Raw genomic sequence first — 26,082 nt, forward strand, 5'->3', positions numbered from 1 at the left:
CTAATTAACAGATTTAGCGACTTCCACCTGAGACACGACGGATGTTCGCGCCCAGTTGCTGGAATTTTTCTTCAATACATTCGTAACCACGGTCGATGTGGTAAATACGGTTGACGTCGGTTACGCCATTGGCAACCAGAGCAGCAATCACCAGCGAGGCAGAAGCTCGCAGGTCGGTTGCCATAACGGGAGCAGAGGTTAAACCCTCTTTGCCGGTCACAATCGCAGTGTTGCCTTCGACGTGGATGTCAGCGCCCATCCGCATCAGTTCATTGACGTGCATAAAGCGGTTTTCGAAAATGGTTTCAATAACCGTACCCGTACCTTGGGCAATGGCGTTCAGTACCACAAACTGGGCCTGCATGTCCGTTGGGAATGCCGGGTGTGGGGCTGTTTTAACATTAACGGCTTGCGGACGGCGGCCTTCCATATCCAGTTCGATCCAGTCGTCACCAGTGGTGATTTTAGCTCCGGCTTCTTCAAGCTTGTGCAGCACCGCTTCCATTAATAATGGGTCGGTGTCCTTACACTTAACGCGACCGCCGGTTACAGCAGCTGCGACCAGATAAGTGCCGGTTTCGATACGGTCAGGCAGGACATCGAAGTAACAACCCTGCAGGCTTTCAACGCCTTCAATCACCAGGGTGTCTGTGCCAATGCCTTCGATCTTAGCGCCCATGGCAACCAGGCAATTGGCGAGGTCAACCACTTCTGGCTCTCGCGCTGCGTTTTCGATGGTGGTTTTACCATCGGCCAGCACGGCAGCCATTAATACGTTTTCGGTACCGGTTACGGTAACCATATCAAAGAAGATATGGGCACCTTTTAAACGACCACCCGGTGCTTTGGCTTTGATATAACCATCCACTACTTCGATGTCTGCGCCCATGGCTTCCATGCCGCGAATGTGCAAATCCACCGGGCGGGAACCGATGGCGCAGCCTCCGGGCAGCGACACTTCAGCTTCACCGTGCTTCGCCAGCAATGGACCCAGCACCAGAATGGATGCCCGCATCGTGCGCACCAGGTCGTACGGTGCAACGCAGCTGTTCATATTGCCGCAGTCGGTTTCAACGGACATATCTTCATTGATGGCAACCTGAACGCCCATGCAACCCAACAATTCAAGCATGGTGGTGATGTCATGCAGGTGCGGCAGGTTGCCAACATGCATGACGCCATCGGCCAGTAAGGTGGCTGCAATAATGGGCAGTGCGGAGTTTTTTGCGCCAGAAATGCGTACTTCACCGTCGAGGCGGTTGCCGCCGACTATTCGCAGGCTATCCATAACTCAGGCTCCTGCTTTTTCGGCAGGGGTCAGAGCGCGGATGGTAACCGCGTGAATGCGGCCATCGGCAATATATGGATTAAGAATTTTGTAAACAAACTGCTGGCGCTTAACTGCGTTGAGGTCATTAAAGACATCAGCCACGGCTTCTACTTCGTATTTGTAGCCGTCACCGTCAACAAACCAGTTCACTTCAGGAGCTTCAGATTGCAGAACTTGCAGAATTTCCGCCGGGGTCATAAGTACTTCACTAGTCAGCTTGAGAAAACGCCCAATCATAGCGGATTTGTACGATAAACCGAAGGGAAAAGCGCCGCCGTAGCAGCGCGATCGCTATTTGGCGCAGAGGAATCAGTCGAGAAGTGGTTCAATCACAGGTTGCAGATCACTGATATCGATAATCGGCCGCATATGTTGTGGCAGATTCTTGATTTTGAGTTCAATATTTTGCGCGTTGGCTGCGCGCAGCCATTCCAGGATCAGCGCCACGCCAACACTGGAGACCCGGCCAACGCCCGACATATCGACTGTCCATTCTGACCCGGCTTTCGATAGCAAATGTTTGCCCGGCTCGATCACACCAACCGTTGTGCTGTTCAGCAGGTCACCGCTGAGACTGGCACTGGAAGCGCTGATCATGCGTAACTCGGCGTTAACCATATTATTCCCCCGCTTGCTGTTTTTTGCGCAGCTTACGCCCTTGTTGTTTTAAGGCGTCAATCCAGTTGTCGATGGCCAGACCGATGTTGCCATCTGCTTGCGACACCATCTGAGAAAATTGCTCGTTGAAGAGTTTGCCGACGTTAATGCCATTAACAATGACGTTTTGGGCCATCCAGCGGCGTTGCCTGTGGTGTAAATACATACTTTGTGTAATCGGGAAAACCTTGCCGCTCGGGGTGACTACTTCAAGATCCACCAATGTGTTACGCAGGGTATTTTTCACCCCGGTTTTAGGTGGCATTACCCGCACATCGTAGTCTTTGAATTCGATCAGCCCGGTAGCATAAGAACTCAGCAAGCTGCGCTTAAAGGCTCGGGCGAAGCGTTTGCGCTGATCCAGACTGGCTTTGCGGTAGTGCTTGCCCATGATACGGCGGGTGAGGCGTTTGAAGTCGACCATCGGCCCCAGTACGTCTTCCAGCTCCCAGAAGAACTTGGCCTTATCGCTTTCGTAGTAGTTGCGATTATTGTTGATGGTTTCCAGCAGTTCTTCTGTTGTCCGTTTCACAACTTCATGTGCCTGCTCGGCCAGCTCTTGCCCCGAGGCCAGGCTGAGCTGGCTGTACAACAATGTCATTAACAGTAACAGTGCGCGCATCTTTCTCTCCTAGTCCTTTGCTACCGTGGCAATCAACCTTCTTCTGCCTTGTTAAACAGGAAGCGGCCAATCAATTCCTCCAGGACCAGGGCCGATTGGGTGTCTTCGACCCAATCACCGTCTTCGAGGTACTCTTCTTCGGCGCCCACGGTCAGGCCGATGTATTTTTCACCCAGCAGGCCAGCAGTCAGGATGGCTGCCGATGTGTCCAGTGTCAGGGTGCTCATTGAGGTGTCAATTTCCATTTCCACCACTGCGGAATACCACTCAGGATCGAGGTAAACTTTGGTTACCCGACCAATCGTCACACCTGACATGGAAACCTTAGCACGCTCGGTTAAGCCAGCCAGGTTTTCAAAGCGGGCTTTCAGGGTATAGGTACTGCCATTCCCTTGAGTTGATAAGCCACTGACCCTTAAGGCCATTAATACCAGAGCAATAACGCCCAAAACCATAAAGGTGCCAACGGTCAGTTCTACAAAACGCATGCGCATAATTAAATGCCTCCCAGCATGACGGCAGTCAATACAAAATCCAGTCCCAGTACCGCCAGTGATGAAATCACAACGGTTTGAGTTGTTGCTTTACCAATACCTTCAGATGTTGGTATTGAGTCGTAACCTTGATAAACCGCAATCCAGGTGACGACTAAGCCAAACGCAACGGACTTGATGACACCTTTGATTACGTCTTCATAAAAATCGACAGAGGCCTGCATATTGCCCCAATAGGCACCTTCATCAATGCCCAGCATATCGACCGCGACAAATGCACCACCCCAGATGCCGACGGTACTGAACAGCAACGCCAGAATTGGCATTGAGATCAGGCCTGCCCAGAGGCGTGGTGTGATCACCCGTTTCAGTGGATCAACACCCATCATTTCCATGGCGGATAATTGTTCGGTTGCTTTCATCAGGCCAATTTCGGCCGTCAGCGCAGAACCGGCGCGACCCGCAAACAACAGAGCGGTCATCACCGGGCCAAGCTCGCGCAGTAATGTCAGCGACACCATCGTGCCGAGTGCTGCTTCTGAGCCAAAGTCAGATAAAATGGTGTAGCCTTGAAGGCCGAGTACCATGCCAACAAAGAAGCCCGCGACGAGAATAATAGAAAGCGATCGAACGCCAACAGAGTGAATCTGACTGACAAGGTCAGAAAACCCAGCGCTCCCCGGGCCGCCCCAGGTAACGGAGTTGGCCATCAACATCGTCGCGCGTCCCAGCGACTGAATCGATTCAACCCCATGGCGGCCCATCGCCAGATAGCGTTTAAATATATTCATTATTTAACGCCTCCGGATAGCAGTTCGCTGCGATAATCTGCAGCTGGATAATGGAACGGCACCGGCCCATCTGGATTACCTTTGAGGAATTGTTTGACTTCGTCGTTGCCGTCGTTCAGTAATTCTTCCGGCGTACCGAAACCAATCACCTTGCCACCTGACAGCACGCATAAATAGTCGGCGATATTGCAGGACTCTTCGATATCGTGGGAGACCAGCAGGCTGGTCAGCCCCAATGCCTGGTTCAGACCACGGATCAGTTTCACAATCATGCCCATTGAAATAGGGTCCAGGCCAGTAAAGGGTTCGTCATACATGATGACTTCCGGGTCCATAGCAATCGAACGTGCTAATGCCACCCGTCGAGCCATGCCGCCCGATAATTCCGCTGGGTTAAGATCGTGGGCGCCGCGTAAACCAACCGCCTCCAGTTTCATTAATACCAGATCGCGAATCATGGTTTCCGGGATATCAGTATGAACCCTTAACGGAAAGGCGACATTATCGAAAACATTCAGATCGGTGAACAGCGCTCCGGTCTGGAACAGCATGCTCATATTTTTTCGACGAAAATTGAACAGGTCTTTGCGGGACAATTGTGGGATGCTGTGGCCATCAACAACAATGCTGCCGCTATCCGGCATCAGCTGTCCGCCAATCAGTCGCAGCAATGTGGTTTTCCCGGTTCCGCTGGGTCCCATGATGGCCGTTACTTTTCCGCGTGGAAAATCAACATCCATATTATCGTAAATCAGCCGGTCGCCTCGGCTGAAACTCATTCCGCGTATCGAAACGTAGGGCTTATCCGAGGACATGAATACGTCCTTATCTCTCAGTACTTTGATGAAGCAAGCATAGCCGAATGTTATGACAGAACCAATGCTGTAACTCTGTGTAAACACAACATACTGGTACCAGCCCACAAAACGCATTGTTGCAATTGCCAAGTGGTCATGCTCGGGTACAATGACGCGTTTATTTTTCGTCCCCGCAATATCTGGAAACTAAACAATATGTTAATGGCGTACGCGACCATCATCGTTGGCCTGGTGATACTGGTTTGGAGTGCTGATCGTTTTGTAATCGGTGCTGCCGCAACGGCGCGAAAACTGGGCATGTCACAATTGCTGGTCGGCCTGACCATCGTATCCATTGGCACCTCGGCGCCTGAAATGTTTGTCTCGACGATGGCATCGCTGGATGGAGCGGGGAATCTGGCTATTGGTAATGCTTTGGGCTCGAACATTACCAACATCGCGCTCGTGCTCGGGGTTACCGCGCTGGTGAGCCCGATCCCATTGCAAAAAAAGTTGCTCAAGAAAGAGCTGCCGCTGCTGGTGCTGATTTCTATTATAGGGGGGCTGGTATTAGCGGATCTGGAATTAAACTGGATCGATGCGAGTATATTAATCGCGGCTTTGATTTTTGCTTTGTATCTGATGTTTCAGGATTCTCAGGAATCCGGTGAAGCCATTGTGGATGAAGAGGAAGCTGAAGCAATCGAGAACACCGATCTTAAATCTGCGCTGCTCTGGCTATTGGTAGGATTGGGAGCGTTGATGCTGAGTTCTAAAATGCTGGTATGGGGCGCCACGGAAGTTGCTCGTGCCTATGGTGTCAGTGATCTGGTGATTGGTTTAACGATTGTGGCGATCGGTACCAGTTTGCCGGAATTAGCAGCCTCTGTTGCCAGTGCCTTGAAAGGCCATCACGATATTGCCATCGGTAATGTGATTGGCTCCAACATGTTTAATTTATTAGCGGTGATGCCGATTCCCGGATTGGTTGCAGTCACTGCGGTTGAGCCGATGGCGCTGTATCGTGATTACAGTGTGATGATGGCATTAACCTGTGCGCTATTGATTCTGTTTTTAATCAGTTATCGTAAAGGCACTCTGGGCCGTGCTTCCGGCGCTTTTTTAAGTGCCTGCTATGCCGGATATTTAGTTACTTTGTTTTATATGAGTGCCCAATGAGCATCAACAACACAAACACCCCGAATACAGACACCTCCACTGCATTTGATTTTATTAAATCCGGGCAGCGCACGATTGAGTTAGAACAGCAGGCCATCATTAATCTGAAGCCCCGCATTGATGAAGCGTTTGTCAAAGCATGTCAGATGATTCTCGACTGCAAAGGCCGTGTCGTGGTTACCGGCATGGGTAAGTCGGGTCATATTGGTAATAAAATTGCGGCGACGTTAGCCAGCACCGGTACCCCCGCTTTTTTTGTTCATCCGGGGGAAGCCAGTCACGGTGATATGGGCATGATTCAGTCGGAAGACGTGGTAATTGCCCTGTCTAATTCCGGTGAAAGTGGTGAGGTAACCAGCCTGCTGCCGCTGTTTAAGCGTCTTGATTGTGGTCTGATCAGTATGACGGGTAAGCCGACCTCCAGTTTGGCGAAAGCTGCGGATGCTCACCTGAATACCGGTGTAGAGCAAGAGGCCTGCCCGCTGGATCTGGCCCCTACATCATCAACCACAACCGCTCTGGTGATGGGAGATGCATTGGCGATTGCGCTGTTAGAAGCCCGCGGTTTTACCGCCGAAGATTTTGCCTTCTCTCATCCTGGTGGAAGTCTGGGGCGTCGCCTGCTGTTGAAAGTCGAAAACATTATGCATGCCGGTAAACAGATTCCGGTTGTAACGCCCGACACTCCGATGTCGGAAGCATTGCTGGTGGTAACGTCAAAAGGGCTGGGTATGACCACGGTGCAGCAGGACGGCAGCCTGCAGGGTATTTTCACCGATGGCGACTTACGTCGTGCGATTGATCATGGCGTTGATATTCACAGTGCCACCATTGCTGATGTCATGACTGCCGGGTGTAAAACTACCGAACCTGGTATTCTCGCTGCAGAAGCGTTGAAGGTGATGGAAGACAACAAAATTAATGCGCTGGTGGTTATGAACGGTGACGACGTTGCCGGTGTGATTAATATGCACGATTTATTGCGTGCCGGAGTAATCTGATGCGTAAACGTTATCTGCTGCTGGTGATGACTCTGCTTTTCGGCGTTGCTCTGCTGGCGGTGGATAACTATACCCAGGAATCCACCGCGGCTTTGTCTGAACGTCAGGCGTCTGAACCGGATTACTATGGCAAGGTTCTGTTTAACCGTCGTTATGATGACGAGGGTCGTATGCAACAGAGCTTTTCGGCAGAGCGTTCAACTCACTATCCGGTTTCTGATAATACTGTGTTTCAGGGCCCGGTAATCCATGTTCAGGATGAGGATGGCATGGTTTGGCAGGTTGTTGCGGATGAAGGCTCAATGAATGATCAGGACGACGTATTAAGTTTGCGTCGTAATGTTGAAGTACGGCCGCTGGACTCTGACAACAGCCATGGCTTGGTCATTCAGACTCAGTCTTTAGATTACTTTACTCAACGCCAGCTGGCGCAAACGGAACAACCGGTTATTATCACGGATCCACTTACCCGGGTCGATGCTGTGGGTATGGTCATGGATATGAAGAAACAACGAATGGAATTAAAGGCTAAGGTTGAAACCCAATATGTACCGCAATAATTTTCGCGCTTTTGTGGTGGTTGTGCTTGCTTTATTGGCAGCTGCTGCTCAGGGGTTACCTGAAGATGCTAAAGAAGAAATAACCATCTTGTCTGACAGTGCTGAGCTTGATCGTAAATCCGGTATCTATATTTACAAAGGCAATGTGGTGCTGACCCAGGGCACATTAAGAATTGAATCGGATCGTCTGATGATTATCCGCAGCGGCAATGTCCTGGAAAAAGCCGTTGCTGAAGGTAACCCCGCCCGTTTTCAACAACAGATCAGTATTGATCAGGGTCTGACTCATGCCCAGGGGGATCGGATTGATTACTTTGCTGTTCGCAAAAAAGTACATATTACCGGTGATGGTCGCATGCAGCAGGAAGGCAATGAGTTCAATGGCGAAACAATCATCTATGACATCGCTAACAAGACAGTACGCGCAAAATCGACGCAAGCCGATGATGTTGGCGCTGAAGTCGATCCACAGCAACGCATCAAAGTGGTTATTCAACCGGAAAAAGAACAGCCATGATTAAAACCCTCAAAGCCGAAAATCTGGCTAAAAGCTACAACGGCCGTGAAGTGGTAAAAGATGTTTCCATGTCGGTTCAGAGTGGCCAGATAGTGGGTTTACTCGGCCCTAACGGCGCTGGAAAAACGACGTGTTTCTATATGATCGTTAATCTGGTGCAAGCTGATAAAGGCCGGATTAAAATTGATGATGAAGATATCAGTCATTTACCGATGCATGGCCGTGCTCAAAAGGGTATCGGTTATTTGCCGCAGGAAGCATCAATTTTCCGCAAGCTGACAGTGGCAGATAATATCATGGCGATTCTCGAGACCCGTAAAGATTTGACCCGTGGGGAACGTCAGCAACGTCTTGAAGGCTTACTGGATGAGTTTCATATTCAGCATATCCGTTCCAGTCTGGGCATGGCCTTATCGGGGGGCGAGCGCCGTCGGGTAGAAATTGCCAGGGCCTTAGCGGCGGAACCTTCCTTTATTTTGCTGGATGAGCCATTTGCCGGTGTGGATCCGATTTCTGTGTCCGACATTATGGATATTATTCGGCAGCTGAAAGACCGTGGAATTGGCGTTCTGATTACCGATCACAGTGTGCGCGAGACGCTGGCGATTTGTGAAAAGGCGTATATCGTGGGTGGCGGCCACATTATTGCTGAGGGTGGGGCTGACGAGGTGCTTGCCAATGAGCAGGTGCGTAAAATCTACCTGGGTGATGATTTTAGTTTGTAATTTGCCTGCCTCTGCTTAAAGCAACCCCGTTAAACCGGGGGTCAAGCAATATTTATGACATATCAGTAACAACAGGGATTCCAAGTGCCGCAGCTTTGCCTATAATGCAATAGATTGGTTGGCCCGGATTTTTGTTAGCGGGTCGCAAACAGCAGGTGAATAGCGACATCTATGAAAGCATCTCTCCAGTTAAAGATGGGTCAGCAGCTGACCATGACACCCCAGTTGCAGCAGGCCATCCGCCTGTTACAACTGTCCACACTGGATCTGCAACAAGAAATTCAAGAAGCACTGGATTCTAATCCCATGCTCGAAAGTGAAGAGCATGGGCCGGATGATATTCCTGCAGAAAACGCCGGCGATAATAACTCAGAAGCTGCCAGCGGCGAATCGGCCGAGTTGAACGAATACAGCGCGAACGCCAGCGATAGCGACAGCAATGATGTCCCAGAACGAATGGATGACGTCACGACCCCAGACAATCAGGAAGTCACGGATCACTTGTCGAACGAACAGCTCCCCGAAGATTTACCAATGGACAGCAACTGGGATGACACTTACCAACCCAGTGCGGGTGTTGCTTCCAGTGCAGGTCCGGCAGACGATGACTTCGACTACGACTCCCGCCATGCAACAACCGATGACCTGCAAGACCACTTGCTGTGGCAATTAAATCTGACCCCAATGACCGACACAGACCGTGAAATCGCTCTGATGTTTATCGATGGGGTAGACAGTGATGGTTACCTGCACACCAGCATCGAAGATGTTCTTGAGAGTATGGATCCGGAGCTTGAGGTTGAGGAAGACGAAGTGAAGGTGGTGCTTCGTCGCTTGCAGCAATTTGATCCGGCTGGTGTTTTCTGTCGTGATCTGCGTGAGTGTTTGTTGCTGCAACTGGCACAGTTACCAACAGAAACCCCGTGGCTGAAAGAAGCTCAGCTGGTGATCGGTGATTACATCGACATGCTGGGCAGTAAAGATTACCCAACGCTGATGCGTAAAACCAAGCTGAAAGAAGACAGTCTGAAAGCGGTTCTGCGTTTGGTTAAAGAATTGAATCCAAAGCCAGGTGCTGATATTTCTCCGGATCAGGCTGAGTATGTTGTTCCTGACGTACTTGTGCGTAATATCCGTGATGAATGGCGTGTTGAACTGAACCCGGATATTGCGCCTAAACTGCGGGTCAATGAAAGTTATGCTTCTTTGGTAAAACGTTCTGACAACAGTGCCGATAACACTTTTATCAAAGATCACCTTCAGGAAGCCCGTTGGTTCATCAAAAGTTTGCAGAGTCGTAACGACACTTTGCTGAAAGTAGCCACTAAGATTGTTGAATACCAGATCGAATTTTTCGAAGAAGGCGAAGAAAAAATGAAGCCGCTGGTGTTACACGATATTGCAGAAGCAGTTGGCATGCATGAATCAACCATTTCCCGGGTGACTACTCAAAAGTACATGCACACACCCCGTGGTATTTTTGAGCTGAAATATTTCTTCTCCAGTCACGTCAGTACCGATAGCGGTGGTGAGTGTTCTTCAACGGCTATTCGAGCGATGATTAAAAAGCTGATTGCTGAAGAGAACCAGCGCAAACCTCTGAGTGACAATAAAATTGCAGCGATGTTAGGCGAGAAGGGGATCAAAGTTGCGCGTCGTACCGTGGCTAAATACCGTGAGGCGATGCAGATCCCACCTTCTAACGAACGTAAACAGCTGATTTAATTGCAGCTGAAAAACACCTCAGACAATGAAGAAGGAGTCTGAACTATGCAGATTAATGTGAGCGGCCATCACGTTGAGATTACGGAAGCAATGCAAGCCCATGTGGAAGAAAAAATGGGCAAGATCAGTCGTCATTTCGATAATGTAACCAAAGCGCAAGTGACGCTGACCGTTGAGAACGACGAGCGCCACCGGGCAGAGGCAACCATTCACGTCAGTGGTGCCGATATGAATGCCAGTGCTGACAGCGATGATATGTATGCCGCTATCGATGCGATGATCGATAAGTTGGATCGTCAGGTACTTAAACACAAAGAAAAACGGGTAGCCCGTAATCACGGTCACTGAGTTTCAGCAGTAAGGTCTTATCATGAGCTCTGGTATTGGCGATATCCTAAGCGTTGAATGCACGGAAATTGATATTTCAGTTTCCAGTAAGAAAAAGTTACTGGAGTACTTGGGACAGCAAATTTCGAGGCAATTGCCGGCCACTACGGCGGACGATATTTTTGAGCGGCTACTAAACCGCGAACGCTTGGGAAGTACAGGTATTGGCGAGGGAATTGCTATTCCTCATTGCCGGTTACCTTCATGTGATAGGGCCTTCGGAGTCTTGCTGCGGTTAGAGCAGGCCATCGATTACGATGCGATAGACCGTCAGCCAGTGGACCTTGTGTTTGCATTGTTAGTACCAGAAGAGGCAACGGACGAGCATCTTCAGGTACTGTCAATGCTGGCACGCAACTTCAGTGACGCGGAATTCCGTCAGGCATTACGAAATGCACCGGACAGTAATCAACTTTATCAACGAGCTTTAAAAGCCATCTGAGCAGAATTCATATTCAGGCAATAAACAGCTGCTATACCCGGAGTATTCGTCGTAATCGGGTCTGACTGTTCAGGCTTAACACAAGGTAACTTTCATGCGTTTAGTGGTGATCAGCGGGCGTTCCGGCTCTGGCAAATCCAGTGCATTGCACGTGCTTGAAGATCTTGGCTTTTATTGTATCGACAATCTGCCTATCGGGTTACTCGACGATCTGGTGATGGAGACTCATCACGAAGAGCGCCTTGCCAAGGTTGCTGTAAGTGTCGATGCCCGGAATCTGGCTCATACCTTTGAACAGATACAGGAAGTACTGCACAGTCTTCCGAAAGACGAATATCAGTTGGATGTGGTGTATCTGGATGCGGCCGATGACGTGTTGTTACAGCGCTTCAGTGCGACCCGTCGCAAGCATCCGCTGACCAGTGATTCTGTCTCTCTGGCTGAGGCCATTGAAAAAGAAAAAGAACTGCTCGACCCTATCGTCAATATCGCTGACCTGACACTGGATACCACCAGTATGTCGGTGCACGAGCTGCGTTCTCTGATTAAGAAACGTGTTGCCGATAAAGATGACAACGACATTGCTATTCTGTTTGAGTCCTTTGGCTTTAAGTACGGCATTCCAAAGGATGCCGACTATGTCTTTGATGTGCGTAATTTACCGAACCCGTACTGGGACCCGGCACTGCGTCAGTACACCGGTCAGGACGAAGAGATTCAGAACTTTCTCAGTTCGAAAGCAGAAGTTCAGCAAATGAAAACGGATATTGCGAATTTTGTTGGTAATTGGTTGCCCGCATTTATTGATGCCAATCGCAGCTATATGACCATTGCTATCGGATGCACCGGTGGACAACATCGCTCCGTATTTATCGCTGAGCAGCTGACAGCGCAGTTCCGGCAGTTGTTTGCTAATGTTCAGGTACGCCACAGAGAGTTAGGGTCTATCGAGTAGCCCTGAAATGAAGGATAAGAGAGTCTGGGAATGATCTGCCGCGAAATTACTATCATCAACAAGCTGGGTTTGCATGCCCGTGCAGCTGCCAAGCTGGTGTCCACGGCGTCTGCCTTCTCAAGCCAGATTAAAGTAGGCTATAAGGATCGCATGGTGGATGGTAAAAGCATCATGGCGGTGATGATGTTGGCGGCCAGCAAAGGCACGGACATTGAGTTACATGCCGATGGCAGTGATTCTGAGGCCGCTATAGAAGCGTTGGTTGATCTGATTAATCGCCGCTTTGACGAAGATGAATAAATCCACCTAAATCAAATCATTAGAAAGATTTTTGCGAGTGGTTTCATGGTCTCGCAGAGACATTCAGGCTAGAATTCAATGTATCCCCCCACAACCATGAGCCGGTTTATCACTGGATGTCTGGTTGTATTCATTCACCCGCTCAGAGTTTCAGCATGGCGCAGCAGACGGAAAAGGCAAAAGCTAAGTTACACAGCCTCACCGCCGCACTGGAAAGTGGTGCGCTGGCGAAAGTTCGCCGGATGCTCAATTCAATGGCGCCGGTGGATATTGCACATCTGATTGAGGCCTCTCCGCCGAAAGCGCGCAAGATTCTCTGGGAGCTGGTTGATAAAGACTCTGAGGGTGAGGTTCTTCAACACTTAAGCGATGAGCTGCAAAGCCACTTCTTAAGCGATATGAGTGCCGAAGAAGTTGCCGATGTGACGGCCGACCTCGATACCGACGATGTTGCCGACATTCTGCAGCAATTGCCTGAGCGGGTCACTCAGCAGGTTCTGCGCTCGATGGACCAGCAGGATCGTTCGCGTATTGAAACGATTCTGGAATATCCAGAGGACAGTGCCGGTGGTCTGATGAACACCGACACGGTGACCATTCGTCCGGATATCTCTCTGGAAGCGACGCTGCGTTATTTGCGTCGCCATAAAACACTGCCGGCTATGACTGATAATCTGCTGGTGGTTAATCGTCAGAATGAGTTCATTGGCGTCCTGCCTATTAACAAACTTCTTGTCAGCGACCCGAACCAAACCGTTCGGGAAGTGATGAATACCGACAGTAAAATCATTCACGCCGACCAGCATGAAACCGAAGTGGCGAAAGTCTTTGAGCGTCACGATCTGGTATCTGCCCCGGTGCTGGATAGCGAAGGTGTGTTGCTCGGCCGTATTACCATTGATGATGTGGTCGACGTTATTCGTGAAACCGCAGATCATTCATTAATGAGTATGGCGGGCCTCGATGAAGAGGAAGACACTTTCGCTCCCGCAATGAAAACCAGTCGCCGCCGTGCTGTGTGGCTTGGTATCAATTTAATCACGGCTTTTATTGCTTCTGCGGTGATTGGGTTGTTCGATAAAACCATCGAACAAGTGGTTGCGTTAGCGGTCTTAATGCCGATCGTCGCCAGTATGGGGGGAATCGCCGGTAGCCAGGTTTTAACTCTGGTAATTCGCGGCCAGGCTCTTGGCCATTTGAGCGGTGCAAACTTCCGATGGTTGTTTAACCGGGAGCTGGTGGTGGCCGGTATTAATGGCATCCTTTGGGCCGTCGTCATTGCTTTGATTACTCTGGCATGGTTCCAGGATCCGATCATCGCCAGCATTATTGGTGCTGCGATTATTATTAATTTATTGGTTGCTGCGATTAGCGGCGCAGCACTGCCCCTGATTCTCAAAGCTCAGGGAATCGACCCGGCGCTGGCTGGCTCTGTCATTCTGACAACCGTCACGGACGTCGTCGGCTTCCTTTCTTTCCTCGGTCTGGCGACTATTTTTTATCTCTAACGCCAGCCTACTGTTATCCGGATATCATCATGGCCAGAAAAAAAGATTCGTTCGAAGACGAGATTGAATACGAAATTGTCAGCAAAACTGAAATGAAGCGTGAGATGGATCGCCTGCAGGAGCTAGGTAAGCGTCTGACGGAATTAAATGCCAATCAGTGGCAAACACTGACCATTAAAGAAGTGCTGCGGGATGCATTGGTTGAGAGTAAGCGCCTGAAGCACAACGAAGCCAGACGCCGCCATCTGCAATATATCGGTAAGCTGATGCGTGATGAGGATGTGGAACTGGTTCAACAGCAGGTGGATTTGTTAGACCCTTCAAGCGAAGCGTTCGGTCGCCGTGTTGGTCAGATGGAAAGATGGCGGGAACGTTTAATCAAAGACGATAAGGCAATGAATACTTTTATCGATGAATATCCACATGTTGATCGTCAACACCTCCGCAATTTGGTGCGGAATGCCACTAAAGAAATGAGTTCGGAGCCACCGAAGCCGGGATCGGGTTATAAGAAGTTGTTTCAGTTTATTAAGGAAACGATGGTTTAAACCAAACTATTACAGCAGAAAGGGACATCTTTCTGCCGCCGTCGCGAAGGCACATCCCTGTGCCTGCCGCTGCCGTCGAAAGACATACCTTCTTGCTTTCAGCCTTTTAAATGAAAGGCGAAATTACAGACCACCGAGAGTCAGTTTTGCCGGATCCAGCAAGCGCTCTAACTCGTCACGAGACAGGTCGGTATTCTCCAGCGCGACATCAATCACCGGGCGACCCTCTTTATAAGCCTGCTTGGCAATTTCAGCCGCTTTTAAGTAACCAATGATTGGGTTCAGCGCCGTCACCAGAATCGGGTTACGTGACAGAGCCTGCTTCAGGCTGTCTTCGTTCACTTTAAAGCTGGTGATGGCTTTGTCTGCCAGCAGGCGAGACACGTTAGCGATCAGTTCAATACTTTCCAGCAGATTGCGGGCAATCAGTGGGAGCATCACATTCAGTTCGAAGTTACCCGACTGGCCAGCAATGGTAATGGTGGTATCGTTGCCCATTACCTGAGCAGCAACCATCGCGGTGGCTTCCGGTATGACCGGGTTTACTTTCCCCGGCATGATGGAAGACCCTGGTTGCAGTGCTTCCAATTCAATTTCGCTCAGTCCAGCCAGAGGACCAGAGTTCATCCAGCGTAGGTCATTAGCGATTTTCATCAGCGAAACCGCCGTCATTTTAAGCTGACCTGATACCGATACCGCAATGTCCTGAGTACCGATGTGGGTGAACAAATTGGCGGCTTTAGTAAATGGCACGCCAGTCAGCTCGGTCAGCTCTTGATTGAACTTATCCGCAAAGTCCTCATGCGCGTTGATGCCTGTGCCAACGGCCGTGCCGCCCTGTGCCAGGCTTTGCAGCATTGGCAGAGTATTCTTGATCGCTTCAATATTCTGATCAATCTGAGTCGCCCAGCTCATTAAGCTTTGTTCCATACGGACAGGCATGGCATCCATCAGGTGCGTACGGCCGGTCTTAACCTGATCTTTCAGCGTCTCAGCTTTGGCCTTGATGGCGTCGGTCAGGTAGGTAAGGGCAGGGATCAGCTTCTCATGAATTTCCAGTGCTGCACTGATGTGAATACTGGATGGAATAATATCGTTACTGCTCTGACCATAGTTCACGTGGTCATTGGGAGAAACCGGCTCGGCCGCTGTGCGGGTTGCCAGCGTCGCCAGTACCTCATTGGCATTCATATTCGAACTGGTACCGGACCCGGTCTGAAATACATCAACCGGGAAGTGTTTCATGTAGCCTTCTTCGCCCAGCACTTCATCGACCGCCTTACAGATCGCGGCGCCGGTATCGGCATTGAGCAATTCGAGTTTGGTGTTTGCTTGTGCCGCCGCTTTTTTGGCCAGTAATAAAGCACGGATGAACGGTTGAGGCATGCTCTGACCGCTGACCGGGAAGTTGTTGATCGCGCGCTGAGTCTGGGCTGCATATAAAGCGTTTTCAGCAACTTCCAGTTCGCCCATGCTGTCGCGTTCAATACGTGTGGTCATAAGGATTCCTTAATCGATTCGGGTTAATGAATTAAATTTAATGGGACTGCGAAAAATTGGGTGTGAAGTAATGAGATAGGGTGCTGACGTCCTGCAATAGCTGGCGCAGTTCAGCAGCTTGGTGGTCACTCTTCACCAGACGTTGCAAGCAGCTGAGCGGTCGGATCAGATTATCCAGGCATAATGCTCGCCAGTGGGCCGGATTAAGTTCATCGGTGAAGGTATCGAGTAACAGTTCAACGGAAGATTTATAGCGCAGCCATTGTTGCTCTTGATTGCAGTGATTGCATTCGCTCTCTTCAAGATGAAACCAGGTCATTAACAGGCATGGGTTATCAGGTTCCTGAGCATGGCGGATCTTATGACGCAGTTGCCTAACAAATGGGGTTATATTGCTATCTGACAGGCTTCTTTCAGGTACCATCACCAACCCCTTTAGAGAAATCTAAATGATAATTGATCGTATTTATAGGGCGTCACGCTGCAATAGTCAAGTAGGGTGGTCGTCGCGGGGGGAGCAACAAAGGCTCAGGGGGCTGATGTATAGCGGGATATAATCAGGCTCAGGAGAATGTAATTTGGTTAAGAGGAGTCGCACCGTGACTTTTTCAGAAACAAAAACAGCCTCTCAGACGGAGGCTGTTTTTGAAGACCGCAATCATTCGCTCAGACTTACAGTAATATCTTAAGCTCTTCGATTACGGGAGGGTTTTTCTGCGCTAAGGCTGCCAGTACTGGTTGATGCAAACGCCGCTTGTGTTCAGCAAAAATCGGACGACTCTTATTGAAGGTCCGTGCAAACTCCAGTGCACCTTGTTGCAGGGTTTCAACCGAATCGAAGGTTTTGTCGATGAAGGCGGCGTGCGCCATTTCCACTGCGCTCATCTTACGACCGGTCAGAATCATCTCGTTAAATGTATGCTTCGGAATCGCTTTCAGAATGACATCAATCAAGCCTGGAACAAACGGGATATTCATATCCACTTCCGGGAAGCAAACATAACCTCGATCGGAGCGCATAAAACGGAAATCACAAGCGGCGGCGATAACAATACCGTTACCAAAGGTGTGGCCGTTCATCGCGGCGATAATCGGCATCGGGTATTGCATCATCAGCGTGTAGATTTCATCCATCGTGGATAAAAACGCTTTGACATCATCGTGTTGACCACCCTGAATACTGGACATCAGCCACATGACATCAATCCCCTGACTCCAGTTCTTTTCATCACTGGAAGTCAGAATCAGTGCTTTATTCGATTTTTCTGCCTCAACGTCTTGCAACAACGCTAATAATGTCTGGGCAAACTCCAGATTGTTGGCGTTTTTACCATTATCCATCGAAATAATGGCCACTTTTCCATCGTTTTTGAGACTCAGTAATGGCATAGGAAATTACTCGCTTTCTAAACCAGCGAGTGGCGGTAACGTACCACGGACATATACCTCCGGTTCCTGAACAAATAAATCCGGCATTAAATCGGTTTTATCGCTTTCCGGATTGGCACGGAATTGTTCAAAATCTGTTACCCCTTCACCGCGTAGAAACTCCTCATCGATCAGCAACTGACCTGTCACTTCACGGTCGGCTTTTTGCAGCAGAATATACGCCGCGTCGGCCATGATTTTTGGACCACGGGCACGATCAAAAGATTGTTTACCACCAAACGATGTTGCGTCGGTATGAATAACGGTACGCGGCCACAAAGCATTTACTGCAATACCATAGCGCTTAAATTCATCCGACATACCCAGGGTCAACATCGACATACCGTATTTCGTTAACGTGTATGGCGAGTGATTGCGCAACCAGCGTCGATCCAGATCGAGGGGAGGGCACAGACTTAAAATATGGCCTTGTTCAGATTTTTTCAGATGCGGCAGTGCTTTCTGACTTAACAGAAATACAGCACGGAAGTTGACTTGCATCATCAGGTCGAGTTTTTTCAGCGGCGTCATTTCAACACCGGCAAGAGCAATAGCACCAGCGTTATTAATGATGACATCGATACCACCAAAACGTTCAACGGTTCTGGCAATCAGGTTATCGACATCCTCTTCGGAACGAACATCAACTTTGACGGCTAACGCTTGGCCACCGGCTTCTTCTACTTCTTTGGCAACACTGTGGATGGTACCTTTGAGTTTTGGGTGCGGCTCATCAGACTTGGCTGCAATCACAATATTGGCGCCGTCACGTGCGCAGGTCAGCGCAATTTCACGACCAATGCCCCGGCTGGCACCGGTAATTATAATGGTTTTGTTATTTAAGTTAGCCATTGTGTATACCTGTTCTTTTAAGTCGCATGGGGCAACTTATCGAGTAATTATTAAGGGTAATGGGTTGGTCACCCGTTTATTCTGATGCTTCTAACTGAATTAATAGCTGACGACCTTTAACCTGATCGCCTTCGTTAACCAGTACTTCTTTAACGATACCGCTTACGCCTGCTTTTAACGGATGCTCCATCTTCATCGCTTCCAGCACCGTCAGGGTTTGCCCTTGTTCAACCTGCTGACCCGCTTCTACCAGTACTGCAATCATGGCGCCGTCCATCGAAGCACGAACCTGATCTGAACCTCCGGCCTGAGTGCTGGCAGAAGTCAGAGTGACATCACGCAGGCACAAGTTACCTCGTGTGGTATTAATCCAGCACTCGTTCTCAGCAGACTGAACAATACTGACCGTCTTTTGAATACCGTCTGACTCGTAACGCAGCTGGTGGCTGTTGCGGGATACCGTCCGCAGACAGAAGCGCTCTTCTGTCGCAACTAACTTCACATAAATCAAACTGCGATCAACGCGATCTTGTTGAATTTCAACTTCTGCAACATCGTCGTTATGAGCAATTTTGCCAAAGCGAGTACCTAAAGGGTTGTTATGGAAACCGTCTGGTGCATTGAGAATTAAAGCGGCCAGAGCGACGTCTTCAGAGCGTGCTTTTAATGGCTGCATACACTCTGATGCTTCCATATGCTCAGCAATAAAGGCTGTGGTCGCTTCGCCTGCTATAAACTCAGGGTGTTTTAAACAGTTCGCCAGAAAAGCGCGATTATCCTGAATACCTAATAAGCTGGAATCTTCAACCAGGCGTATAAGACGGCGACGTGATTGCTCACGATTGTTTCCAAAGCTGATTAATTTCGCCAGCATCGGATCGTAGTGGGGTGTTACGGTTTGACCTTGCTTAATACCACTGTCGATGCGTAAACCGTCTCCGGTATCTGCCGGGTTCCACTGTAATAATTGACCGGTTTGCGGCACAAAGTTATTGGCAGGATCTTCGGCATATAAACGCACCTCCATAGCATGGCCGTTCAACCGGATATCGCTTTGTGTTAAGCCCAGTGGCTCACCAGCAGCAACCTGTAGTTGCAGTGCAACCAAATCGAGACCTGTGATCAATTCCGTTACTGGGTGCTCCACCTGCAAGCGGGTATTCATTTCCAGAAAGTAGAAGTTCTTATCGCTATCAACCAGGAATTCAACGGTACCAGCACCACGGTATTTACAACTTTTAGCAGCCGCAACGGCTGCCTCACCCATGGTCTTTCTCAGGGCGTCATCAACAAAGGGGGAAGGCGCTTCCTCTACGACTTTCTGATGGCGGCGTTGTACCGAGCAATCGCGCTCACCCAGATAGATGGTATTACCAAAGGAATCGGCAAATACCTGAATTTCGATATGACGCGGCTGCATTACCGCTTTTTCAATAATTAATTCACCACTACCAAAGGCATTCTGTGCCTCCGATCGTGCAGAGTGAATATGCTCGTCTAATGTGTCAGCATCCGTAACCAAACGCATGCCACGGCCGCCACCACCGGCACTGGCTTTCAGCATGACCGGCATGCCAATCTCTAATGCCGCTTTCTTCAGCACCTGATCAGATTGATCAGCACCTTCGTAACCCGGAATACAGGGAACACCAGCTTCAATCATGGCGATTTTTGATTGACGCTTACTGCCCATTAATTCGATGGCGGCTGCGGTTGGGCCAATAAATACCATCCCGGCTTTTTCCACAGCCTGGGAAAAATCAGAATTTTCGGATAAAAAACCGTAACCCGGATGAATCGCATCAGCGCCGGTTTTTATCGCAGCAGCAAGAATCTTATCGCTGCATAAGTAGCTTTCACCAACAGCAGCGGGACCAATACAAACGGCTTCATCTGCGATTTGTACGTGTGGCGCTTCTCGATCTGCTTCCGAGAAAACCGCAACTGTACGATAGCCTTGTGCTTTCGCGGTGCGGATCACACGCACTGCAATTTCGCCACGATTGGCCACTAATACTTTGCTGAAAGGGGAGTTACTTATCATTATCAGACGCCCAATTTGGTTTGCGTTTTTCCATAAAAGCGCTGGCGCCTTCACGCCCTTCGCTGACCACGGCTGCGGCAAAATTATCAGCAGCCTGATCTAATAACTTGCTGACGGTTTTTCCATTTTCTGTATCGACACTGTTGTTAACCGCATGCAGCAGTGCCTTAGTTTGGGCTGTTGCTTGTGGTGCACATTTCAATGCCGACTGAATACCCTGCTGAATCAGTTCCCGCTGTTGCTCATCAGAGTGTGCCAACTGATGGATTAAATTCAGATGTAATGCTTCTTCAGCGCCTATCTTCTGACCCAATAGAGCCAAGCGACGTGCTTGTGTCATACCCATTCGCTTCACGACAAACGGAGCGATTTGCGCCGGGATAATACCGAGAGATGTCTCAGGCAGAGCAAAGCGGGTACTTTTATCGGCTACGGCATAATCACTGACACACGCCAGACCGAATCCACCGCCCATCACCGCACCTTTTAATGAGCAGATAACGACGGCTGGTAACTGGTCAGCTGTTTCGATCATATGGCCAAAAGCGCGGTTAAAATCACGTAGCTTTTGTGAATCGCCCCCGGCACTTTGCATATCTTTAATATCGCCACCGGCGCAAAAGTGATCGCCAGCGCCTTCAAGTAGTACAACCCGATGACCACTGTTTTTTACAGCATCCATCACGGTAACCAGTTCTGTGACCATCTCAAGGCTCATGGCGTTAGCCAGTTGTGGTCGGTTCAGACGTATCGTCAGCAGAGGCTTCTGATCGACAATTTCCAGCGTATTAAAGTGTTGTGTTAACTCGGTCATGACATTACCAGTTTTAATATTTCTACCTGTTCTGACGCTATTATTTATCGGTTACTTCGACCGGCTTGGTAAAATGCCCATATATTTGCAGATAATACCCAGCATAATTTCATCGGCCCCACCGCCAATGGAACCCAGGCGGTTATCACGATAAAAGCGTGAAACCACGTTATCCCACATAAAGCCCATTCCTCCCCAGTACTGCATACAGGCATCGGTAACTTCACGGGATAAACGACCAGATTTCAGTTTTGCCATGGATGCCAGGCGCGTCATATCTTCTTTATTGAGGTAACCTTCGCAGGCCTGGTAAACCATACACCGCAGAGATTCGATCTCGGTCTGTAGTTCTGCCAAGCGAAAGTGAACAACCTGATTATTGATAATTGGCTGGCCAAAAGTGTGGCGATCGCGGGTATAGTCAATCGTACTGTCAATACAGATTTCCATCGCTTTGAGCGACATCGCTGCCACATACAAACGTTCTTCCTGAAATTGCATCATCTGCATCATAAAACCAGCACCCTCTGAACCAATAAGGTTCTTCTGTGGTACACGTACGTTGTCAAAGAATATTTGTGCCGTGTCCGAAGATCGCATTCCGAGTTTATTCAGTTTTTCGGAGAAACTAACCCCTTCAAGATCCAGGGGGACAACAATCAAAGATTTATTTTTGTGCGCTTTATCGTCAGATGTGTTCGCTAATAAACAAACGAAGTCGGCCTGAGTGGAGTTCGTGATCCACATTTTCGTACCGTTGATGATGTAATCGTCGCCGTCTTTGACTGCTGTGGTTTTAATAGCAGCAACGTCGGAGCCTGCACCCGGCTCACTCACTCCAATACAAGCAACCATGTCACCAGCAACAGCTGGTGCCAGGAAAGTTTCTTTTATGTAATCAGAGCCAAAGCGGGCCAGTGCCGGCGTTGCCATGCAGGTTTGTACTCCAATTGCCATGGGCACGCCGCCACATAAAATACCTCCGAATTCTTCCGCAGCTGCCATTTCATAGGAGAAATCCAGGCCCATACCGCCAGCAGATTCAGGTTTACTGATGCCCAGCAGTCCCAGATTTCCCATTTTTTTGAACAGCTCCTTGGCCGGGAAGATACCTTCTTTTTCCCACTGCTCTACGTACGGATTAATTTCGTTTTCCACAAAGTTGCGGACGGTACGTTTCAGCTCTTTATGTTCTTGTGTCAGGATCATGGTTTGCTCCGTTTTAGCTGGGTACTACTATTTAATTTCTTTAATTGAGTTTGCTATTCGAGTATCAGAAACGCGCTACACCAAAACTATTGGCCTGTAACGAGCGTTGTTTCTCTTCATTACATATATCTAATAGATGAATCATCAGGCGGCGGGTATCCCGCGGATCAATTAAACCGTCATCCCACAGGCGTGCGGTTCCGAACAGGGACGTCGAACCGGCGTCCAGTTTTGCAGCTGTTATTTGCTCTAACTGATCCAGTTGTTCCTGATTCGGTTCCATTCCCATTTTTAATTGTTTTTCTTCGGTAACGATACGCAGTACCTTGCCTGCCTGAGCACCACCCATGACGGCTGTTTTGCTGTTTGGCCAGGCAAAAATAAAACGAGGATCTAAGCCACGGCCACACATAGCATAATTTCCCGCTCCGTAAGAACCACCCACAACGATAGAAATTTTCGGTACTGTCGCATTTGCGACGGCCTGTAGCATCTTGGAACCATGTTTAATAATTCCATTCTGCTCAGATTCGGTACCCACCATAAAGCCCGTGGTGTTATGCAGAAATAACAGTGCGATATTGCTCTGATTACACAGTTGAATAAATTGCGCTGCTTTATTTGCGCCTTTGGCAGTGATTGGACCATTGTTACCAATAATACCGCAGGCTTTTCCACCGATATGTGTGAAACCACACACAGTTTGATGATCAAATTCGGGCTTAAAATCCTGAAATTTCGAACCGTCAGCAATTCGGGCAACAATTTCGCGTACGTCGTAAGGCGTTTTGGAGTCTGCCGGGACCACACCAATCAGTTCCTCGGGGGAGTACCGTGGTTCTTCAAATGGCACCTCATTTTTTGTTGGCAGTTGCTCATTCCACGGTATCGACTGCATGATTTCACGTGCAATGCGAATACCATCGGCATCGTCTTCCGCCAGGTAATCTGCCGTGCCTGCATCCAGTGCATGTAACTCAGCACCGCCTAATTCCTCATCGGTGGCAATTTCACCCGTAGCCGCTTTTAGCAGGGGGGGGCCCGCCAGGAACATTTTAGCTTTACCGCGAACGGCAATCACGTAATCAGATAAACCCGGTTGGTAAGCACCACCGGCAGTAGCGTTACCGTGAACAACCGTTACTTGTGGAATACCTGCAGCACTTAAACGTGCCTGGTTGGCAAAAGCCTGAGCTCCCGGAACAAATACATCGGTCGCGTAGTTGAGATTGGCGCCACCACTTTCTGCCAGAGTGACCACTGGTAGTTTATTAGCCCGGGCAATTTCCTGAATACGCAGTGTTTTATCCAGACCAGCAGGAGAAATAGTGCCACCTTTGATCGCGCTGTTATTTATCTGAATAACACAACGAATGCCGGCGATATGACCCATGCCTGCAATAATGCCACCACCTGCTGCGCTACCGTCTTTATCATCGTGCATACGGAAACCAGCGAGCGAACATAATTCGATAAATTCAGAGCCTGGATCCAACAATAGATTCAGGCGCTCGCGGGGTAATAATTTGCCACGCTTATGAAATTTTTCCTGAGCCTGTTGCGCTTTTTCCAACACTTTTTGTTCAATGGTGCGGAACTCGTCCAGAGCCGTCAGCATCGCATCACGATTGGCCTGAAATTCGGCAGTATTGCTATCAATATCTGAAGATAAATGAGTCATTAGAAGTTCACTTATTGATTAATTTGTTGTAAGCCGAGGTCGCTTTTTGGGCAATTACTTCCGTCACTTTAACCGGCATATCCAGTAGTTGTTGCGCAGCGGCTTTACCTTGTGGATCAATTCGCAGACTGGCAATGCCACCGCCACCCAGCGCATTTTCCAGTAGCAGGTTGAAGGCATTTAAACCCGGTAGTTCGAACAGGGTCGCAGTACTGTGGTGATCATCTAATAAATGACGTAAATATTTGGATACAGCATCCGGGCGCAATGCTTGTTGGATATAAGGAAGGTATTCAGCGTCACGCGCCATGACACCAATATTGCAATGGTTACCTTTATCACCACTGCGGGCTACTGCCAGGTAGATCAGCGGAATTTCAGTATGGAGGGTAGCAATATCCGCATTATTTTCCGGATCGATACGCGTGGTTGTATACTCCAATCGGGTATTGGTATCAATATCAACAGGAGTGTTGGTCTTTTGGCTTTGTTCTGCGTTCATCAGTTTGATGCTTACCGACAGCTTTTCTTTTGGCCACAGGAACGAGAATAAACGAATGCTTGGCCCCGGCTTTGGACGACCGCCAACCAACCCCGTAATTCCCGGTGCCATACTTGTGGCTGCCTGGGCAATCTCACGAGCGAAAATGGCCAACGCGTGTTTGTCGTCATGTTGTACCGAAATTTTTACGATCACTTCACGGCTATCGGATCCAGCAGAGTGAGAACCATAGGTAGTTTCGCTGCCGAGAATTTCGATGTTTTTGTCTTTGAAATCACCAAATTTTTGCACGGTCAGCAATGTGCTGACTCGTTGGATAATGGCATCAGCAACGGCCTGACCTTTTTGTGCGGCTTCTCTGCCACCAATCATAAACGTGGCGGTACAACGGAAGCCGTCCATATACGTGGCTGATACTTTATATTGGTCGCTGGGCATGCGACCTTTGGCATTGCTGACTCTCACCTGATTATCGCCGACCTGTTCGAGATGTACCTGGCTGAAATCACAGCTTACATCGGGCAACAAATAGTTTGCCGGATCGCCGATTTCGTATAACAGCTGTTCGCCAACCGTATGGTGAGAAATCAGGCCACCGGTGTTGTCCGGTTTTGAAACAATAAAGCTGCCGTCTTCGTAACATTCCACAATTGGGAATCCCATATTGGCGTAACCGGCAGCGACCAATTGCCAATCGGTGAAATTACCGCCGGTACACTGGGTACCACATTCAATGATATGGCCTGCCAAGGATCCCTGGGCCAGTTTGTCGTAGTCGTCCGTTTGCCAGCCAAACTCGTGCATTAGCGGCCCGAGCGTAACGGCAGAATCAACACAGCGACCGGTTATTACGATATCGGCACCGGCAGCCAGTGCCTGGGCGACAGCAGGGGCACCCAGATAGGCGTTAATACTCAGACATTGCCCTGGTAGTGCTGCACCTGAAAACATTTCGGTTACACCGGCTTCGATGAACTGCGCCTGATCCATCGTCAGGTTGTCGCCTTCAACTGCCGCTACGGTGAGTTGAAGGCCTGCGCTGTCGATGACCGCCTGCAGTGCCTGAGCGCACCCGGATACGTTGATACCGCCAGCATTACTGACAACCTTGATGCCTTGCGTGGCAATGGCAGACAGCAGTGGTTTCAGCACCTGTACAAAATCCGGAGCAAAGCCAGCCTCTGGATTCTTCAGGCGTGCACCTGCCATGATCGACAAGGTGACCTCGGCCAGGTAATCAAACACCAGATAGTCCAACTTCCCCTGATTGACCAACTGGTGAGCGGCGACGCTGGTATCGCCCCAGAAGGCTGATGCGCAACCGATTCGAATGCTTTTGCTCATGTTAATGTCCCATCCCATTGATCGACGTTTGGGATTCTTATGAATAACGGTTGAAATAGGCTACCAAGCAAGCGCTTGGTTTGTAAATCCCTAATTCATGGTTACAATAAAACCAATCCGCCAGATGGGTGTATCAACGTGCTTTAGTAAGTGATCACCAGCGCGCTTTG

General features: G+C 49.3%; 28 protein-coding genes. 12 read left to right on the forward strand and 16 right to left on the reverse strand.

The genetic code is table 11. The features are described from left to right. Positions 1–13: 13 nt before the first annotated feature. The 7 genes from murA to MK185_11280 form a co-directional block, all read right to left on the reverse strand. Positions 14–1,288, reverse strand: a complete 1,275-nt coding sequence (gene murA / locus MK185_11250) for a UDP-N-acetylglucosamine 1-carboxyvinyltransferase (protein ID MCH2041200.1) — start codon at positions 1,286–1,288, stop codon at positions 14–16. A 3-nt stretch (positions 1,289–1,291) separates the two neighbouring features. Next, on the reverse strand, positions 1,292–1,528 hold the full coding sequence (locus MK185_11255; GenBank protein ID MCH2041201.1) for a BolA/IbaG family iron-sulfur metabolism protein: 237 nt from the start codon (positions 1,526–1,528) through the stop codon (positions 1,292–1,294). A gap of 111 nt (positions 1,529–1,639) precedes the next feature. After that, positions 1,640–1,948 (reverse strand): STAS domain-containing protein, encoded by a 309-nt coding sequence (locus MK185_11260; GenBank protein ID MCH2041202.1) that lies wholly within the window; start codon positions 1,946–1,948, stop codon positions 1,640–1,642. Between the two features lies 1 nt (position 1,949). Then, positions 1,950–2,609 carry an ABC transporter substrate-binding protein gene (locus MK185_11265; protein ID MCH2041203.1) on the reverse strand — a complete coding sequence of 220 codons (660 nt, stop codon included), beginning with the start codon at positions 2,607–2,609 and terminating at the stop codon, positions 1,950–1,952. 32 nt (positions 2,610–2,641) lie between these two features. Next, positions 2,642–3,103 (reverse strand): outer membrane lipid asymmetry maintenance protein MlaD, encoded by a 462-nt coding sequence (gene mlaD, locus MK185_11270; protein ID MCH2041204.1) that lies wholly within the window; start codon positions 3,101–3,103, stop codon positions 2,642–2,644. 2 nt (positions 3,104–3,105) lie between these two features. Beyond that, entirely contained in the window at positions 3,106–3,894 is a 789-nt protein-coding gene (gene mlaE, locus MK185_11275) for a lipid asymmetry maintenance ABC transporter permease subunit MlaE (GenBank protein MCH2041205.1), read from the reverse strand. After that, the gene (locus tag MK185_11280) at positions 3,894–4,709 is read right to left on the reverse strand and encodes an ATP-binding cassette domain-containing protein (protein MCH2041206.1); all 816 of its coding nucleotides are present in this window, start codon (positions 4,707–4,709) and stop codon (positions 3,894–3,896) included. Before MK185_11280 ends, mlaE begins: the two co-directional genes overlap by 1 nt. Before the next feature lie 198 nt (positions 4,710–4,907). Between MK185_11280 and MK185_11285 the strand changes: the two genes are divergently transcribed. The 12 genes from MK185_11285 (at position 4,908) to MK185_11340 (ending at position 14,538) form a co-directional block, all read left to right on the forward strand. Further along, a complete protein-coding gene (locus tag MK185_11285; protein MCH2041207.1) occupies positions 4,908–5,870 on the forward strand; it encodes a calcium/sodium antiporter in 963 nt (320 codons plus the stop codon). Continuing rightward, positions 5,867–6,871, forward strand: a complete 1,005-nt coding sequence (locus MK185_11290; protein MCH2041208.1) for a KpsF/GutQ family sugar-phosphate isomerase — start codon at positions 5,867–5,869, stop codon at positions 6,869–6,871. Before MK185_11285 ends, MK185_11290 begins: the two co-directional genes overlap by 4 nt. Continuing rightward, positions 6,871–7,431, forward strand: coding sequence for an LPS export ABC transporter periplasmic protein LptC (gene lptC / locus MK185_11295; GenBank protein ID MCH2041209.1), 561 nt, complete (start codon positions 6,871–6,873; stop codon positions 7,429–7,431). Before MK185_11290 ends, lptC begins: the two co-directional genes overlap by 1 nt. Further along, a complete protein-coding gene (gene lptA, locus MK185_11300; protein ID MCH2041210.1) occupies positions 7,418–7,948 on the forward strand; it encodes a lipopolysaccharide transport periplasmic protein LptA in 531 nt (176 codons plus the stop codon). Before lptC ends, lptA begins: the two co-directional genes overlap by 14 nt. Continuing rightward, positions 7,945–8,673: an LPS export ABC transporter ATP-binding protein gene (gene lptB, locus MK185_11305; GenBank protein ID MCH2041211.1), complete on the forward strand. Its 729-nt coding sequence runs from the start codon at positions 7,945–7,947 to the stop codon at positions 8,671–8,673. Before lptA ends, lptB begins: the two co-directional genes overlap by 4 nt. 171 nt (positions 8,674–8,844) lie before the next feature. Beyond that, the gene (locus MK185_11310; protein MCH2041212.1) at positions 8,845–10,398 is read left to right on the forward strand and encodes an RNA polymerase factor sigma-54; all 1,554 of its coding nucleotides are present in this window, start codon (positions 8,845–8,847) and stop codon (positions 10,396–10,398) included. Between the two features lie 45 nt (positions 10,399–10,443). Further along, a complete protein-coding gene (raiA, locus tag MK185_11315) occupies positions 10,444–10,746 on the forward strand; it encodes a ribosome-associated translation inhibitor RaiA (protein MCH2041213.1) in 303 nt (100 codons plus the stop codon). Between the two features lie 22 nt (positions 10,747–10,768). Beyond that, a complete protein-coding gene (gene ptsN / locus MK185_11320) occupies positions 10,769–11,227 on the forward strand; it encodes a PTS IIA-like nitrogen regulatory protein PtsN (GenBank protein ID MCH2041214.1) in 459 nt (152 codons plus the stop codon). Between the two features lie 94 nt (positions 11,228–11,321). After that, positions 11,322–12,182, forward strand: coding sequence for an RNase adapter RapZ (rapZ, locus tag MK185_11325; GenBank protein ID MCH2041215.1), 861 nt, complete (start codon positions 11,322–11,324; stop codon positions 12,180–12,182). 30 nt (positions 12,183–12,212) lie between these two features. Beyond that, the gene (locus tag MK185_11330; GenBank protein ID MCH2041216.1) at positions 12,213–12,482 is read left to right on the forward strand and encodes an HPr family phosphocarrier protein; all 270 of its coding nucleotides are present in this window, start codon (positions 12,213–12,215) and stop codon (positions 12,480–12,482) included. Between the two features lie 155 nt (positions 12,483–12,637). After that, positions 12,638–13,990: a magnesium transporter gene (gene mgtE, locus MK185_11335; protein ID MCH2041217.1), complete on the forward strand. Its 1,353-nt coding sequence runs from the start codon at positions 12,638–12,640 to the stop codon at positions 13,988–13,990. A 29-nt stretch (positions 13,991–14,019) separates the two neighbouring features. After that, complete coding sequence (locus MK185_11340; GenBank protein MCH2041218.1) at positions 14,020–14,538, forward strand: DUF615 domain-containing protein; 519 nt, start codon at positions 14,020–14,022, stop codon at positions 14,536–14,538. Positions 14,539–14,661: 123 nt separating this feature from the next. Here the strand turns inward: MK185_11340 and MK185_11345 are convergent, their stop codons facing one another. The 9 genes from MK185_11345 to MK185_11385 form a co-directional block, all read right to left on the reverse strand. Then, on the reverse strand, positions 14,662–16,038 hold the full coding sequence (locus MK185_11345) for a class II fumarate hydratase (protein ID MCH2041219.1): 1,377 nt from the start codon (positions 16,036–16,038) through the stop codon (positions 14,662–14,664). Positions 16,039–16,075: 37 nt separating this feature from the next. Beyond that, positions 16,076–16,462, reverse strand: a complete 387-nt coding sequence (locus tag MK185_11350) for a hypothetical protein (GenBank protein MCH2041220.1) — start codon at positions 16,460–16,462, stop codon at positions 16,076–16,078. Between the two features lie 248 nt (positions 16,463–16,710). Further along, positions 16,711–17,427 carry an enoyl-CoA hydratase/isomerase family protein gene (locus MK185_11355; protein ID MCH2041221.1) on the reverse strand — a complete coding sequence of 239 codons (717 nt, stop codon included), beginning with the start codon at positions 17,425–17,427 and terminating at the stop codon, positions 16,711–16,713. A 6-nt stretch (positions 17,428–17,433) separates the two neighbouring features. Next, entirely contained in the window at positions 17,434–18,318 is an 885-nt protein-coding gene (locus MK185_11360; GenBank protein ID MCH2041222.1) for an NAD(P)-dependent oxidoreductase, read from the reverse strand. Between the two features lie 76 nt (positions 18,319–18,394). Further along, entirely contained in the window at positions 18,395–20,362 is a 1,968-nt protein-coding gene (locus MK185_11365; GenBank protein MCH2041223.1) for an acetyl/propionyl/methylcrotonyl-CoA carboxylase subunit alpha, read from the reverse strand. After that, complete coding sequence (locus MK185_11370) at positions 20,352–21,176, reverse strand: enoyl-CoA hydratase-related protein (protein ID MCH2041224.1); 825 nt, start codon at positions 21,174–21,176, stop codon at positions 20,352–20,354. Before MK185_11370 ends, MK185_11365 begins: the two co-directional genes overlap by 11 nt. 51 nt (positions 21,177–21,227) lie before the next feature. Then, positions 21,228–22,385: an acyl-CoA/acyl-ACP dehydrogenase gene (locus tag MK185_11375; GenBank protein MCH2041225.1), complete on the reverse strand. Its 1,158-nt coding sequence runs from the start codon at positions 22,383–22,385 to the stop codon at positions 21,228–21,230. A 64-nt stretch (positions 22,386–22,449) separates the two neighbouring features. Then, entirely contained in the window at positions 22,450–24,066 is a 1,617-nt protein-coding gene (locus MK185_11380; GenBank protein ID MCH2041226.1) for an acyl-CoA carboxylase subunit beta, read from the reverse strand. Positions 24,067–24,073: 7 nt separating this feature from the next. Next, entirely contained in the window at positions 24,074–25,912 is a 1,839-nt protein-coding gene (locus MK185_11385) for a DUF1446 domain-containing protein (GenBank protein MCH2041227.1), read from the reverse strand. Positions 25,913–26,082: the final 170 nt, after the last annotated feature.

This window comes from Saccharospirillaceae bacterium, from assembly GCA_022448365.1.
In the GTDB taxonomy this organism is placed as follows: domain Bacteria; phylum Pseudomonadota; class Gammaproteobacteria; order Pseudomonadales; family Oceanobacteraceae; genus Bacterioplanoides.